Origin of the sequence: Lutimaribacter saemankumensis, assembly GCF_900100005.1 — a bacterium.
Taxonomy (GTDB): Bacteria; Pseudomonadota; Alphaproteobacteria; order Rhodobacterales; family Rhodobacteraceae; genus Lutimaribacter; species Lutimaribacter saemankumensis.
Map to the genome: position 1 here is coordinate 381,002 of NZ_FNEB01000001.1, position 13,245 is coordinate 394,246.

Annotated in this window: 15 protein-coding genes; 7 read left to right on the plus strand and 8 right to left on the minus strand. The window is 64.6% G+C overall.

From position 1 onward, the window contains the following. Positions 1 to 120: 120 nt before the first annotated feature. Positions 121 to 1,593, plus strand: coding sequence for a leucyl aminopeptidase (locus tag BLT50_RS01865; RefSeq protein ID WP_090025917.1), 1,473 nt, complete (start codon positions 121 to 123; stop codon positions 1,591 to 1,593). Positions 1,594 to 1,600: 7 nt separating this feature from the next. Next, positions 1,601 to 2,062, plus strand: a complete 462-nt coding sequence (locus BLT50_RS01870; RefSeq protein ID WP_090025919.1) for a DNA polymerase III subunit chi — start codon at positions 1,601 to 1,603, stop codon at positions 2,060 to 2,062. 27 nt (positions 2,063 to 2,089) lie between these two features. Here BLT50_RS01870 and BLT50_RS01875 read toward each other — a convergent pair whose 3' ends face one another. From BLT50_RS01875 to BLT50_RS01885, 3 genes are all read right to left on the minus strand, one after another. Beyond that, positions 2,090 to 2,671 (minus strand): retropepsin-like aspartic protease family protein, encoded by a 582-nt coding sequence (locus tag BLT50_RS01875; RefSeq protein WP_090025921.1) that lies wholly within the window; start codon positions 2,669 to 2,671, stop codon positions 2,090 to 2,092. Positions 2,672 to 2,732: 61 nt separating this feature from the next. Continuing rightward, entirely contained in the window at positions 2,733 to 3,350 is a 618-nt protein-coding gene (locus BLT50_RS01880) for a MarC family protein (RefSeq protein ID WP_090025923.1), read from the minus strand. 38 nt (positions 3,351 to 3,388) lie between these two features. Next, positions 3,389 to 5,251 carry an ABC-F family ATP-binding cassette domain-containing protein gene (locus BLT50_RS01885; RefSeq protein ID WP_090025925.1) on the minus strand — a complete coding sequence of 621 codons (1,863 nt, stop codon included), beginning with the start codon at positions 5,249 to 5,251 and terminating at the stop codon, positions 3,389 to 3,391. A 103-nt stretch (positions 5,252 to 5,354) separates the two neighbouring features. Here BLT50_RS01885 and BLT50_RS01890 point away from each other — a divergent pair, with 103 nt between their 5' ends. Beyond that, positions 5,355 to 6,539, plus strand: a complete 1,185-nt coding sequence (locus BLT50_RS01890; RefSeq protein WP_090025927.1) for a multidrug effflux MFS transporter — start codon at positions 5,355 to 5,357, stop codon at positions 6,537 to 6,539. A 106-nt stretch (positions 6,540 to 6,645) separates the two neighbouring features. Next, positions 6,646 to 7,068 (plus strand): nucleoside-diphosphate kinase, encoded by a 423-nt coding sequence (gene ndk / locus BLT50_RS01895; RefSeq protein WP_090025929.1) that lies wholly within the window; start codon positions 6,646 to 6,648, stop codon positions 7,066 to 7,068. Here the strand turns inward: ndk and BLT50_RS01900 are convergent. Together BLT50_RS01900 and BLT50_RS01905 are read right to left on the minus strand one after the other, a co-directional pair. Further along, positions 7,065 to 7,397, minus strand: coding sequence for a TfoX/Sxy family DNA transformation protein (locus BLT50_RS01900; RefSeq protein ID WP_090025931.1), 333 nt, complete (start codon positions 7,395 to 7,397; stop codon positions 7,065 to 7,067). The two genes, ndk and BLT50_RS01900, sit on opposite strands and share 4 nt — an antisense overlap. 30 nt (positions 7,398 to 7,427) lie before the next feature. Next, positions 7,428 to 8,153 carry a VIT1/CCC1 transporter family protein gene (locus tag BLT50_RS01905; protein ID WP_090025933.1) on the minus strand — a complete coding sequence of 242 codons (726 nt, stop codon included), beginning with the start codon at positions 8,151 to 8,153 and terminating at the stop codon, positions 7,428 to 7,430. 265 nt (positions 8,154 to 8,418) lie between these two features. Between BLT50_RS01905 and lipA the strand changes: the two genes are divergently transcribed. Continuing rightward, positions 8,419 to 9,369, plus strand: coding sequence for a lipoyl synthase (lipA, locus tag BLT50_RS01910; protein ID WP_090025935.1), 951 nt, complete (start codon positions 8,419 to 8,421; stop codon positions 9,367 to 9,369). Between the two features lie 53 nt (positions 9,370 to 9,422). Continuing rightward, positions 9,423 to 10,703: a tetratricopeptide repeat protein gene (locus BLT50_RS01915; RefSeq protein ID WP_090025938.1), complete on the plus strand. Its 1,281-nt coding sequence runs from the start codon at positions 9,423 to 9,425 to the stop codon at positions 10,701 to 10,703. On the opposite strand, the gene BLT50_RS01920 is transcribed toward BLT50_RS01915, so the two are convergent. Both BLT50_RS01920 and BLT50_RS01925 read right to left on the minus strand, forming a co-directional pair. Beyond that, positions 10,704 to 11,591 (minus strand): cytochrome c, encoded by an 888-nt coding sequence (locus tag BLT50_RS01920; protein ID WP_090025940.1) that lies wholly within the window; start codon positions 11,589 to 11,591, stop codon positions 10,704 to 10,706. Between the two features lie 8 nt (positions 11,592 to 11,599). Beyond that, on the minus strand, positions 11,600 to 12,076 hold the full coding sequence (locus BLT50_RS01925) for a c-type cytochrome (RefSeq protein ID WP_175491367.1): 477 nt from the start codon (positions 12,074 to 12,076) through the stop codon (positions 11,600 to 11,602). Between the two features lie 93 nt (positions 12,077 to 12,169). On the opposite strand from BLT50_RS01925, the gene BLT50_RS01930 reads away from it, so the two are divergent. Continuing rightward, on the plus strand, positions 12,170 to 13,027 hold the full coding sequence (locus tag BLT50_RS01930; protein WP_175491368.1) for a LysR family transcriptional regulator: 858 nt from the start codon (positions 12,170 to 12,172) through the stop codon (positions 13,025 to 13,027). Here the strand turns inward: BLT50_RS01930 and BLT50_RS19200 are convergent. After that, entirely contained in the window at positions 13,024 to 13,197 is a 174-nt protein-coding gene (locus tag BLT50_RS19200) for a hypothetical protein (RefSeq protein WP_175491369.1), read from the minus strand. The genes BLT50_RS01930 and BLT50_RS19200 overlap by 4 nt on opposite strands. Positions 13,198 to 13,245 lie beyond the last annotated feature (48 nt).

Consider the following 13,245-nt stretch of genomic DNA (forward strand, 5'->3'; position numbering starts at 1 on the left):
CGAGGCTTGGATGAACTCCCCTTTTGTTACAGGAACCACCGGCGGGGGCAAACTGCTATCTGGCCAACCCGGCGGGGCCGCGCTAGGACTCGGACCAACCAAGCACGAAAGGGAGCCACGATGACCACGCCGCAAACCATCCGTTTCGCCGAAACCGATCTGGACGCCATCGCGGCGCATGAGGGGCGGGTTGCCATCATTGTTACCCCGGACGGCAAGCTTGACCCGGCCGCGCGCCGGGTCAATCGCCTGACCAAGGGCGCCGTTGCCCGGCTTGCCGACTCGGCACGTTGGGGCAAGGCCAAGGCGGGCGATGTGACGACGCTGGTGATGCCGGTGGGTCTGGCCGCCGAGGCGCTGGATGTCCTGTGCCTCCCGCGGCGCCCATCGGTAGACGAAGCGCGGCGTGCCGGTGTGGAACTGGCCAAGGTCCAGGGCGGCAAGGCTCTTTTGGCTTTGATGGGCGGCACGACACGGATCGAGCATCTTGCGCTCGGTCTTGCGTTGCGTGCGTATGATTTCGCCGATCACCGGACATCGGAAGACGACAAGGGCACGGCCGAAGCCGTGTTGATGGTCACCAGGCCCGACGAAGCGAAAACCGCAGCCGCGCCTTTGCTGGCGGTGGCCAAAGGCGTCTTCTTTACCCGCGATCTCGTGAGCGAACCTGCCAACATCCTGACCACGACGGAATTCGCCAAGCGTCTGACCGAAATGGAAAAACTTGGCCTGAAGGTCGAGGTTCTGGAAGAAAAGGACATGGAAAAGCTGGGCATGGGCAGCCTGCTGTCGGTCGGACAAGGCAGCGACAGCCCTTCCAAGCTGGTGGTGATGCGCTGGGACGGCGGCAAGAAAGGCGAGGCGCCGCTGGCGCTTGTCGGCAAGGGCGTCGTGTTCGACACCGGCGGCATCAGCCTGAAACCCGCCGCAGGCATGGAAGACATGACCATGGACATGGGCGGCGCGGGCGTTGTCGCGGGCGTGATGCGCGCCATCGCGCTGCGCAAGGCCAAGGCCAATGTCGTGGGGCTGGTGGGGCTGGTCGAAAACATGCCCTCGGGCAATGCCACGCGCCCCGGCGACATCGTGAAATCCATGAAGGGCGACACGATCGAGGTGATCAACACCGACGCCGAAGGCCGGCTCGTTCTGGCCGATGTGATGTGGTACGCGCAGGACCGGTTCAAGCCCGTGGGCATGATCGACCTGGCCACGCTGACGGGTGCGTGCATCATAGCGCTCGGGCATGAAAACGCGGCCGTGTTCTCGAACAACGACACGCTGGCCGATCAGTTTCTCAAGGCCGCGGCGGCCGAGGGCGAGGGCGCCTGGCGCATGCCGCTGGGCAAGGCGTATGACGACATGCTCAAAAGCCCCATCGCGGACATGAAGAACGTGGGCGGGCGTCCGGCCGGGTCGATCACCGCCGCGCAGTTCCTGCAGCGCTTCGTCAAGGACGACACGCCGTGGATTCACCTCGACATCGCGGGCGTCGCGCATGTGAAATCCGACACCGCATATGCGCCCAAGGGTGCAACGGGTTGGGGCGTCATGGCGCTGAACCGTCTGATCGAAGACACGATGGAAGGCTAGGGGCGCGTTGGGGGCGGCATTTTTCTACCACCTGACACGCAGCCCGCTGGAACGCGCGTTGCAGATGCTGCTGGAGCGCTCTCTGGCCAACGGGTGGCGGGTCGTGGTGCGTGGAAACGATCCCGCGCGGATGGATTGGCTGGACCAGAAATTGTGGCTGGGGACAGAGGACCAGTTTCTGCCGCACGGTTTGTCGGGCGGCGCGCATGACGCGCTGCAACCGGTTCTTCTGACCTGTGCCGCCGAGGCGCCCAACGATCCCGCATGCCTGATGGCCGTCGACGGGGCCGATGTGTCGCCACAGGAAGTGCAGTCGCTGGACCGCGTATGCATCCTGTTCGACGGGCAGGACGACAGTGCCGTTTCGGTGGCGCGTGGCCAGTGGAAAACGCTGACCGATGCTGGCTGCGCCGCGCAATACTGGTCGGAAGAATCCGGCCGCTGGGAAAAGAAGGCGGAAAAGGGCTGAGCGGAAACCGCGCCCGCCTGCCAACCCCTATCGTGTCAGAACCAGCGCGCCGTCGGTGATTTCGATACGGGCATAGCGGTTGAGATAGCTCATCCCGAGAAGGGAAATGTCCATCTGCCCGTCATTGACGAAGGCCCGCACGCCATCGTCCTCGATCGCGCCGATCGCCAGCCGGTCAAGCCTTACGGGCGCAGTGGCCACGGGGCCGTTGGCGCTGTAGGCGCGGCCTGAAAAGATAAGGTCGTCCATCGCGATACCGGCGGTTTCCGCATCCTCGCGGCTGAGAACGATTTCGGTCGCGCCCGTGTCAACGACGAAGCGGATGGGCTGACCGTTGACCTCGGCGGTGACGTAGTAGTGCCCGTCAGGCGCGCGCGGCAGTTCGATCCGGCCTTCCGAGGCGAGAACGGTCTGGCGCGGCATCACCGTGTTTCGGATATCGCCCCACATGCCGACCGCCGCGATCACCCCCAGAAACAGCAGCCCCCAGACAACGGCGTGCTGCATCGTGCGGCCAAGATTGTTGCGGTTCTGAACGACGAACCAAAAGGTGATCGCCGTGCCCAGCACGACGAGATACAGCAGGTTTCCGATTTCGATGTCGTTCATGTCAGACCCCTTGGCGCGCCTTTCCGATATAGGCACGCGGGCAGGGGGCAGCAACCTGCGCCTAGCTGGCAAAACCAAAGGCGCGCAGCCCGTCCAGAACGAACTGGACCGACAGCGCGGCCAGCAACATCCCCAGCAGGCGCGTGACGACATTGATCCCCGTCTTGCCAAGCGCGCGCTCCAGCAATCCCGCCGAGAGGAACAGCAGCAGCACGATCAGCAATACCGCCACCATCACGGCCAGCGTGGCAACCAATCCCTGCCAGCCCGGCGATTGACCCGCCAGCAGGATGACCGAGGCGATGGCACCAGGCCCCGCGATCAGCGGAATCGCAAGCGGGAACACCGATGGGTCGGGACCGTCCTCTTCGTCGGCCTGATCCTCGCGGCGCTTGGTGCGGCGTTCGAACAACATGTCGAGCGCGGTCAGGAACAGCAAGACGCCGCCCGCAATGCGGAACGCGGGCATGGAGATACCCACGAACCCCAGCACCGCCTCGCCGAACGCCGCGAACAGGCACAGGATGAACGCCGCCGTAACGCAGGCCCGCAACCCGATGGCCCGGCGCGCCTGTGCGGTCATGCCCTGCGTCAGCGCCACGAAAAGCGGCGTCAGGCCGATCGGGTCGATGATCACGAAGAGCGTGACAAAGGCGGTGATGAAAAACGCGGTATCCATGGGTGAGCCTTTGCAGATGCAGGGTGCCGGCGCAAGCGTCAGGCGCCCTGGGTCTCGGCCGCGTCCAGTTTTTCCTGTGCCGCCTCCCACAGGGTTTCGGCGCGCGCAAGCCCGTCCATTATCTCGGCGTATTTGCGGTTCCAGACCTCAAGCTCGCCGGCCTTGGCGTCTTCGTAAAGCGAAGGGTCTGCCAGCTTGGCCGACAGTTTCTCGCGCATCTCTTCGATCTTGGTTACGCGCTCTTCGCATTTGCGCAGTTCGGCGCGCAGGGCCAGGATTTCGTCGCGGCTGGCGCGTTTGGGCTTGGGGCTTTCCTTGGCCTTCTGCGATTTCGCTGGCGTATCGACCGCCAGGAGCATCTTGCGGTAACTTTCGAGATCGTCCTGGTAAGGCGTGACCGCCCCGTCCTTGACCAGCCACAGCCGGTCAGCCACCAGGCTGAGAAGGTGCATGTCGTGACTGATCAGGATCACCGCGCCGGTATAGGTGTTCAACGCCTCGACCAGCGCCTCGCGGCTTTCGATATCGAGATGGTTGGTCGGTTCGTCCAAGATCAGAAGATGTGGCGCATCGAGCGTCGCCAGCAGCAGCGACAGCCGCGCCTTTTGTCCGCCCGACAGGCGGCCGACCTCGGTTTCCGCCTGATCGGCCATCAGCCCGAATCCGGCCAGCCTGGCGCGCAGTTGCGCCGGTGCCTGATCCGGCAGAACGCGGCGCAGGTGCTGGACCGGCGTTTCGTCCAGATGCAACTCGTCCACCTGGTGCTGGGCGAAAAACCCGATGCGCAGTTTGGACGACCGGGTGATCCGGCCCTCCATCGGGGTCAGACGGTCCGACAGCAGCTTGGCGAGCGTCGATTTGCCCTGACCGTTCTTGCCAAGCAGCGCGATCCGGTCGTCCTGGTCGATGCGCAGGTTCAGATTGCGCAGCACCGGCTTGCCGTCATAGCCCACGCTGACGCCCTCGGTTGCCAGGATCGGCGGCGAAAGCTCTTCGGGTTCGGGAAAGGTAAAAACCCGCCGAGCGGCCTCTTCGGGGGCGGCGATGAAATCCATCTTTTCGATCATCTTCAGACGCGCCTGCGCCTGCTTGGCCTTGCTCGCCTTGTAGCGGAACCTGTCCACGAAACTTTGCAGATGGGCGCGGCGGGCCTCTTGCTTTTTCGCCATCGCGGCCTGCACGGCGCGCTGTTCGGCGCGCTGGCGGGCGAACTGGTCGTAGGGGCCGGAATAGTAGGTCAGTTTGCGATCTTCGAGATGCAGGATCGCTCCGACCGCCCGGTTCAAAAGGCCCCTGTCATGGCTGATGATGATGACCGTGTGCGGATATTTGTGCAGGTAGCTTTCCAGCCACAGCGCGCCTTCGAGGTCGAGATAGTTCGTCGGCTCGTCCAACAGCAGCAGATCGGGCTGTGCGAACAGCACCCCCGCCAGCGCGACGCGCATCCGCCAGCCGCCCGAAAAAGCCGAACAGGGCATAAGCTGTTCCTCGGCGTCGAAGCCCAACCCCCGCAGGATCGAACTCGCCCGGCCTTCGGCCGACCACGCGTCGATATCGGCGAGACGCGTTTGGATATCCGCGATGCGGGCGGGGTCCGTGGCAGTGTCCGCCTCGGCCATGAGCGCCGCGCGTTCGGTATCGGCGGCGAGAACGGTATCGAGCAGCGACACCTCGTTTCCCGGCACCTCTTGCGCCACGCCACCGACGCGCGCGCCCGATGGCAGCGAGATATCGCCGCCTTCAAGCGCAAGCTCGCCACGTATCAGGCGGAACAGCGTGGTCTTACCAGCCCCATTGCGGCCAACAAGGCCAACCTTGTGGCCATCGGGGATGACGGCGCTTGCGCCGTCGAACAGGGGGCGCCCTTCGACCGAATAGGAGATATCCGAGATCTTCAACATGATGGCCCTGTAACAGAGGGTGTGCGCCGCTGCCAGAGGTCTCGGCCTTGCACAGCGCGGCAAGCGGGCGTAGCCATAAGCGCGCAACAAGACATGATTTCTCATGACCCTTCCCAAGAAACCCAGCCTGCTGACGCTGGTTCTGCTGACTTCGATCAGCGTGCTGTCGTTGAATCTCTTTCTGCCCTCGCTCAGCCGGATCGCGGCCGAGTTCGAGGCAGACTATGCTTTGGTGTCGCTTTCCATCGGCGGCTACCTCGCGGTGTCGGCGGTGTTGCAGGTGATCATGGGGCCGCTGTCGGATCTGTACGGGCGCAGGCCGGTCCTTTTGGCGGGGCTGGCCATCTTCGTGGCCGCATCGGTCGGATGCTACCTGGCGCAGGATATCTGGGTGTTTCTGGGCTTTCGCCTGCTGCAAAGCGCGGTGGTCTGCGCAATGGTCATCAGCCGCGCCGTGGTGCGCGACATCGCGCCCCAGGCCGAGGCCGCGCGTCTGCTGGGCCTGATCGGCACAGCGATGGCGCTGGCCCCGCTCATGGGTCCGGTGCTGGGCGGTGTTCTGGATGAGCTGTTCGGCTGGCGCGCGAATTTCGCGGCCTTCGTTCTGATCGGACTGGCGATGTTCGCGCTGACCTGGGTCGACCTGCCGGAAACCAACCCGCATCTTGGGGCAGGCTTTGCACGCCATTTCCGCAGCTATCCCGAATTGCTGGGCGTGCCGCTGTTCTGGGCGCATTGTGGCAGCCTGGTGTTTTCGGTGGGCGGCTTTTACGCCTTTCTGGGCGGTGCCCCTCAGGTGGCCGAGGCGCAATTCGGCCTGTCGCCCGCCTGGGTCGGCGTGGGCATGGGCAGCATCTCGGCAGGCTTCATGCTGGGCAACTACCTGACGGGGCGCCTGTCGGGCCGGGTGCCGCTGTCGCGGATCGTGCTGGCGGGGCGTTGGCTTGCTCTGATCGGGCCGGCGCTTGGGGTTGTGCTGTTTTCGCTGGGCGCAAATCACCCGCTTTTCATGTTCGGCTGCGTTCTGTTCATCGGGCTGGGCAACGGGCTGACCATTCCCGGCGTGAATGCCAGCGTCATGTCGGTCGCCCCGCATCTGGCCGGCAGCGCATCGGGGCTGTCGGGTGCGCTGACACTTGCGGGCGGTGCCGCGCTGACCGCCGTGTCGGGGCTCGTCGTGGGCGGGGCAGGGGGCGCGCTGGCGCTGCTGTCGCTTCTGGTCGCCGTTTCGGCACTGGCGCTGTTCTCGGCGCAATATGCCTACCGGCTCGAAGCCCGCACAGCCTGACCAATCGCGGCTTTTCAAGCCACCAAAGCCATGCTAGAGCGCGCCTCGATCCATACAGCCCGCGGCATGGGGCCGCGCGCATACGAAAACAGGACGGAAAACCGACATGGCCATTCAGCGCACGTTTAGCATCATCAAGCCCGACGCCACCAAGCGCAACCTGACCGGCGCGATCAACGCCAAGATCGAGGCCGCCGGCCTGCGTATCATCGCGCAAAAGCGCATTCATCTGACCAAGGCACAGGCCGGCGTGTTCTACGAAGTGCACAAGGAACGCCCCTTCTATGACGAACTGTGCGAATTCATGGCCTCCGGCCCGATCGTCGTGCAGGTTCTGGAAGGCGAAGACGCCATCGCGAAAAACCGCGAAGTGATGGGCGCCACCAACCCCGAAGAAGCCGCCGAAGGCACCATCCGCAAGGAATTCGCGCTGTCGATCGGTGAAAACTCGGTCCACGGTTCGGACGGCGAAGACACTGCCAAGGTCGAAATCGCCTACTTCTTCTCGGGTCTGGAACTGGTCGGCTAACGCCGCCGTTCGATCACCCCGATTTCCGCAAGGGCCGCGTCCAGCCGGGCGCGGCCCTTGTCGTGCCGGCTGGCCTTCAGGGCATCGAACCGTGCGCGCAGGGCCTTTTTCTCGTCGCCCTTGCAATCGTTCCAGGGGCGGCCCTGCAGCGCCATGACCAGCACATAATAGCCGATGAAATGCGGCCGTACACCTGCCGCCAGCATCCGGCCATAGGCCTCGTCCGGGCCAAGGGCGCGCAGCTCTTCGGCGGAATGGATACCCGCACGGGCGCATTGCGCCTCGAAGGCGGGGCCAAGGTTGCGGATCGAGGAAACAGGTGCGCTCATGCAGTCACTCTATCGCGATCTGCGCATCTGTCAGCCACCGACGATCCAACCGACCACAAAGGCGACGAGTGCACAGACGGTGCCGACGATCACCGTTTCGCCCACGCAGCGGGCAAGCCGTTCCCCGGTTGCGTTCCAGCGTAGCAAGCCAAGCGCCGTCAATGCGCTGAGCGTGGCCAACACCGACAGCACGAAGGTACTCTGCGTGGCGTCGAACAGGAAATAGGGCACAAGCGGAATGCCCCCGAACACCAGGAAACTGCCAAAGGTGAACATCCCGTTGATCACGGGGTTTTCCACGTCAGGATTCGACATGCCGAATTCGTAGGTCATCATCATGTCGGCCATGAATTCCGGGTGACGGGCCAGAACGCGGGACGTCGTTTCCGCCTCGTCGGGATCGAGCCCGCGCTGCCGCAGGATGTCGACCATCTCCAGGCGTTCCTGTTCAGGATCGGATTTTATCCCGCGCAGTTCGTTGGCGCGGCGTGCGCGGTACAGATCGGCCTGGCTTCGCGCCGACAGAAATTCGCCCAGGCCCATGCTGACACCGTCGGCAAAGAGATTCGCCAGCCCGAAGACCAAAACCGCCAATCCGCCGATCTGCGCCACGCCGTCCGCTGCGGCCCCCGCAAACCCCGCAACGATGGCGAAAGTGGTCACGATTCCGTCATTGCCGCCATATACGATCTGCTTGAGAAATTCCTGGGTGCGCCCCAGCTGATGCGCGTCGCGGCGGTGTGCTTGCCAATCCATCCGGGTCTCCGGCTGCCTGAATTGGCGGAACCATAGACGGCCCTGCGCGCGGCGCAACGGAAACAGGCCACGGGCAGGGAACTGATTATCGCACGAACCCGAAGCGTTCCTCGTAACGCACCCACCCTGCCACAACCGAAGATTGGCATGGCATCATGGGAAATTCGCGGGGAAAATCCTGCGTTTCACCGCATCGGCGATCTCTGGCCATAGCCGCGCGGAACACCTATAGTCGCGCCAACACGCCAATCACAGGACCGATCCATTGCGCGACCTGAAAATCCCAGAACAACGCCACCCTGAAAAGGCACACCGCCCGGACAACGCCCAACCCCGCAAGCCCGACTGGATTCGGGTCAAGGCGCCGACCTCGGACGGGTACCGCAAAACGCACCAGATCATGCGCGAGCACAAGCTGGTCACCGTCTGCGAAGAGGCCGGATGCCCCAATGCCGGCGAATGCTGGAGCCAGGGCCACGCCACGATGATGATCATGGGCGACATCTGCACGCGTGGATGCACCTTCTGCAACATCGCGACGGGGCGGCCGGAGTCTCTGGACGTGTTCGAACCGGGCCGCGTGGCCGACGCCGTGCAGAAGCTGGGTTTGAACCATGTCGTCATCACAAGCGTCGACCGCGACGACCTCGAAGATGGCGGGGCCGAACATTTCGCCCAGACGATCCGCGCGATCCGCCACCGCTCGCCCGACACCACGATCGAAATCCTGACGCCCGATTTCCTCAAGGCCGCGCCCGGCGCGCTGGAAACCGTGGTTGCGGCGAAACCGGACGTGTTCAACCATAACCTGGAAACCGTGCCCGGCCTCTACCCCGAGGTCCGGCCCGGCGCGCGGTATTTCCATTCGCTGCGTCTGTTGCAGCGGGTCAAGGAAATGGACCCGGCGATGTTCACCAAGTCGGGCATCATGGTGGGCCTGGGCGAGGACAAGCAGGCCGTCCACCAGGTGATGGACGACATGCGCGCCGCCGATATCGATTTCCTGACCATCGGCCAGTACCTGCAGCCCACGCCGAAACACCACGCCGTTGACCGTTTCGTCACGCCCGAGGAATTCGCGGCCTACGAAAAAGCGGCCTATGGCAAGGGGTTCCTGATGGTTTCGGCCACACCGCTGACGCGCTCGTCCTACCATGCGGGCGACGATTTCGCCCGGCTGCGGGAAAACCGTCTGAAGAAACTGGGCCAGGTATAGGCCGATCACTGGTGTTGGGCTAAGCTGCGGCACGCCTTGCCGGAGCTTCGCCGATGCCAACCGATCCTTACGGAAACCCGCTGCATACTGCCAGCGCCACCGCGCGTGACGCCTATTGCGAGGCATTGGTGGCCTATCTCGACGCGCTGCCCGGCGTGGACGAAGCGCTGGACCGCGCGATTTCGGCAGACCCGGACTTCGCACAGGCCTATATGCTCAAGGCCCGCAACGCGCAGGTTTTCGCGCGAATGACCGACGCGCGGGCGCTAATGGCGCAGGCGGTCGGGAACGGCCGCGATCTGTCGGGTCAGGCACGGGCGCAGATCGACATTTTCGACCATCTCATCAATGGCCGCCCGCGCGAAGGCTATGCCGCTGTCCGTGCGCACCTGCTGGAGTATCCGCGCGACGCGCTTGTCGCGCAGACCTGCCTTGGCGTTTTTTCCCTGATCGGGTTTTCCGGTCAACCCGGCCGCGAGGCCGAGCATCTGGCGCTGGCGGAAATGCTGGCGCCCGCCTACGGGCAGGACGGCTGGTTTCTGGCCCAACTCGCATTTGCGCAGATGGAGGCGGGCCAACTGGCCCCGGCTGAACGCGCAATAGATGCGGCATTGGCGCAGCGGCCGCGTTCGGCGCATGGGGCGCATATCCGCGCGCATCTGTTCTATGAAACCGGCCAGACCGCCGCGGGCCGTGATTACCTGTCGGACTGGCTGGCGGGGTACGACCGCGCGGGCATGATGCATTGTCACAATTCCTGGCATGTGGCGCTTTGGTCGCTGGCCGTCGGGGATATCGACCGCATGTGGCAGATCGCCGATCACGACCTGTCGCCCGACGCTTCGCAAAGCCCGCCGCTGAACATCCTGACCGATCTCGCCTCGCTCTATTGGCGGGCCGAACTGGCGGGGCAGGCGGTGGCGCCGGATCGTTGGGCGCGGCTGTCGGACTATGCCGCGCGCGCCTTTCCCGAACCGGCGCTGGGGTTTGCCGATATCCATGCGGCGCTTGCCCATGCGATGGCCGGGCAGGACGAACCGCTGATGCGTATCCTGGAAAACGCCAGGGGGCCGGCGGCGGATCAGGTCGCACCCTGCGCCACCGCGTTCCGCGCCATCGCCCGGCAGGATTGGTCCGGGGCCGAGGCGGCGTTGCTTCCGGTCATGGCACAGCATGAACGGCTGGGCGGCAGCCGGGCGCAGCGTGACCTGCTGGACTACACCCTGTTGCACGCGCTGATCCGGCAAGGCAAACCCGACGAGGCCCGGCGCCTGTTGGCGACGCGGCGGCCATTGACAGACAGCCGTGGCGCGGTGGCGGGATTGGCCGCGTGATCAGGGGCGCGCGGCAACCCTTTTAAGATACGCAGCCACGGCCTGCCGGTCCGCATCCGTCAACTGGGCAAAGTTCTGGACAACCTCGGCCATATGCCCGCCCGCGCTGTCGTATTCGGGCGTGAACCCCGTTTCCAGATAGGCGGCGATATCGACGGCCGACCAGTCCAACCCACCGGGCGTGATATTCGGAATCGTGCCGCGCCCGGACGGGTTGGGGGCGCCGGCCAGCCAATTCGCAGTGTCGAGCCCGCCCAGCGGCCCGCGCGGCGTATGGCACTCGCCACAATGTCCCAAAGCCTCGGCCAGGTAGCGGCCGCGCTCTTCCTGCGCGGTCAGATCCCCGTCGACGATCCAGGAATCGTCCAGGTAAAGCCATTTCCAAAAGCCCAGCGTGCGCCGGATATTGAACGGAAAGCCCAGGTCATGCAGCCGGTTGGGTGTCGCATCGGCGGGCAGGGTGGCCAGATAGGCATGCAGGTCCACCACATCCTGCGTCGTGGCGCGGGTGTAGGACGTGTAGGGGAATGCGGGATAGTAGTGCGCGCCTTCGGGTGAAACCCCACGCATCATCGCGTTGGCCAGATCCCGCGCGCTCCATCCCCCGATGCCGGCCTGTGGGTCGGACGAGATATTGGGCGCGTGGAATGTGCCAAAGGGCGACGCGAACGCCCGGCCGCCCGACAGAACCAGCCGGGCCGACCCTTCGGCGCCTTCGGCCGCGTGGCAGGATGCACAGCCCCCGGCGTCGAACACCGCCTTGCCGCGCGCGGCATCGCCCGTCAAACCGGCGAGCGCATCATCAGGCAGGGGGCGTGGCGCGCTCACCATCCAAGCGGCAAGCGCACCAAGAACACCAAGCAGAATAATCCAGCGCAGAAAGCGCATGACGCGGATCAGTTTTCAGGGGCGCGATAGGCCTTGTGGCAGGCGCCGCACGCACCACCAACGGCACCGATCTGACCCTGGACGGCCTCGAGCCCGTTGCCCGCGACGTCTGCCATGGCGGCGGCCGCCTTCATCAGGTCGTCACCCTTGGTCATGAAATCATCCATGTTGTCCCAGATTTCGGCCTTGGCGCGGGTCTCGATGCTCATCTCGTCCGATCCTTCCGGCCAGAGCCGCGACTGATCGAGCGCCGTCAACGCGGCCAGATTGCTGGCCGCAGCCTGTGCGGCGGCGGCATCATAGGGAACCGTGCCCTTCGCCATGTCACCCAGTAGCCCGAGGTTGAACGCATAAAGGCCCATCTGCGCCTCGCGCGCGCTTTGCGCTGCCCCGGCGGCCTTGTCCTCATGCGAACCGCCGATTGCCGTGCCTGCCATCGCCAGGGCGACAAGTCCGCCGGCAAGAAATGCAAAACCCTTATTCATCGTCATTCTCCCCGTTAGGTTGTTTCTCAAAACTAGTATACCTGTGAGGATTTTCAAAAGAATATGACAATACTGCAAAAGGGGTGTCGATTCTTGCACAACGCGAACTGGGATGATCTGCGCTACGTCCTGGCGGTGGCCGAAACCGGATCTCTGTCAGCCGCTGCACGGCAGTTGGGCGTCAATCACGCAACCGTCCTGCGCCATGTCCATGCGTTCGAAGCCGCCCATGGCGGGCCGGTTTTCGACCGGACGCCACAAGGTTACGCCGTGCTGGCCGACAGGGCGCGCGTCATCGACGCCGCGCGCGACGCGGCAAGCGCGATGGAGAACGTCGCCCGGCTGATGGCGGGCAGCCGCACACCGTTCCTGGGCACCGTGCGGATTTCCGCCACCGACACGCTGTGCACCACGATCCTGCCACAGGTCGCCGCGCGCATCATGGCCAAGTCCGAGGGTTTGAGACTCGAAATACGCAACAGCAATGCCCATGACGACTTTGCCCGGATGCAGGCCGACATCGCCGTTCGTCCTTCCGTACGCCTGAGCGATGACATGACCGGCAGCATCGCCGCGCACATGGCGTTTGCAGAATATGCCACGCCCGATGCGCCGGATCTCTGGCTGGGATTGTCGGGGCATTTGTCCCGTGCCGTGCCAGCAGAATGGATGGCCGCGCATGTCGCACATGACGAAACCGCTGCCTCGGCAAACAGCTTTGTCACCTTGCGGGACATGGCGGGCGAAGGGGTCGGACACGCGATCCTGCCCTGCATTCTGGGTGATGCCGATCCCCGTCTGACCCGTCTCGACGGTCGTTTTCCCGGGATGACCGTTCCCCTGTGGGTCGCGTCCCATGCCGACCTTGCCGACAGCCCGCGTATACGGATGGTCGCCAGCCGTCTTGTCCGGCGCATCCAGGCACACGACACGGCCCTGTCGGGGGGCTAGTTCCGCAGCCCCCAGGGCTTGCTTGGCGTCAGCGCCTCAGGCCAGCCCACAAAGCGTTCCGTTGCGGCCAGCGCAAGACACACCGCAAGAACCCAGAAAACCAGCCTGACACGCGCCTTGCTGGGCGGGTGACGCACCCATCGGGCCATGCGCAGCAAACGGATCATCATCGGCACACGGGCTCCTTCTTGCCGGGGCGGTCGATTGCTGTAGTCTCG

Bases quoted from the DNA above. Each gene is read 5' to 3' on its own strand.
- BLT50_RS01865 (WP_090025917.1), top strand. From the start codon at position 121: ATGACCACGCCGCAAACCATCCGTTTCGCCGAAACCGATCTGGACGCC.
- ndk (WP_090025929.1), top strand. From the start codon at position 6,646: ATGGCCATTCAGCGCACGTTTAGCATCATCAAGCCCGACGCCACCAAG.
- BLT50_RS01880 (WP_090025923.1), bottom strand. From the start codon at position 3,350: ATGGATACCGCGTTTTTCATCACCGCCTTTGTCACGCTCTTCGTGATC.
- BLT50_RS19200 (WP_175491369.1), bottom strand. From the start codon at position 13,197: ATGATGATCCGTTTGCTGCGCATGGCCCGATGGGTGCGTCACCCGCCC.
- BLT50_RS01905 (WP_090025933.1), bottom strand. From the start codon at position 8,153: ATGGATTGGCAAGCACACCGCCGCGACGCGCATCAGCTGGGGCGCACC.
- BLT50_RS01900 (WP_090025931.1), bottom strand. From the start codon at position 7,397: ATGAGCGCACCTGTTTCCTCGATCCGCAACCTTGGCCCCGCCTTCGAG.
- BLT50_RS01915 (WP_090025938.1), top strand. From the start codon at position 9,423: ATGCCAACCGATCCTTACGGAAACCCGCTGCATACTGCCAGCGCCACC.
- BLT50_RS01925 (WP_175491367.1), bottom strand. From the start codon at position 12,076: ATGAATAAGGGTTTTGCATTTCTTGCCGGCGGACTTGTCGCCCTGGCG.
- BLT50_RS01920 (WP_090025940.1), bottom strand. From the start codon at position 11,591: ATGCGCTTTCTGCGCTGGATTATTCTGCTTGGTGTTCTTGGTGCGCTT.
- BLT50_RS01875 (WP_090025921.1), bottom strand. From the start codon at position 2,671: ATGAACGACATCGAAATCGGAAACCTGCTGTATCTCGTCGTGCTGGGC.
- BLT50_RS01890 (WP_090025927.1), top strand. From the start codon at position 5,355: ATGACCCTTCCCAAGAAACCCAGCCTGCTGACGCTGGTTCTGCTGACT.
- BLT50_RS01885 (WP_090025925.1), bottom strand. From the start codon at position 5,251: ATGTTGAAGATCTCGGATATCTCCTATTCGGTCGAAGGGCGCCCCCTG.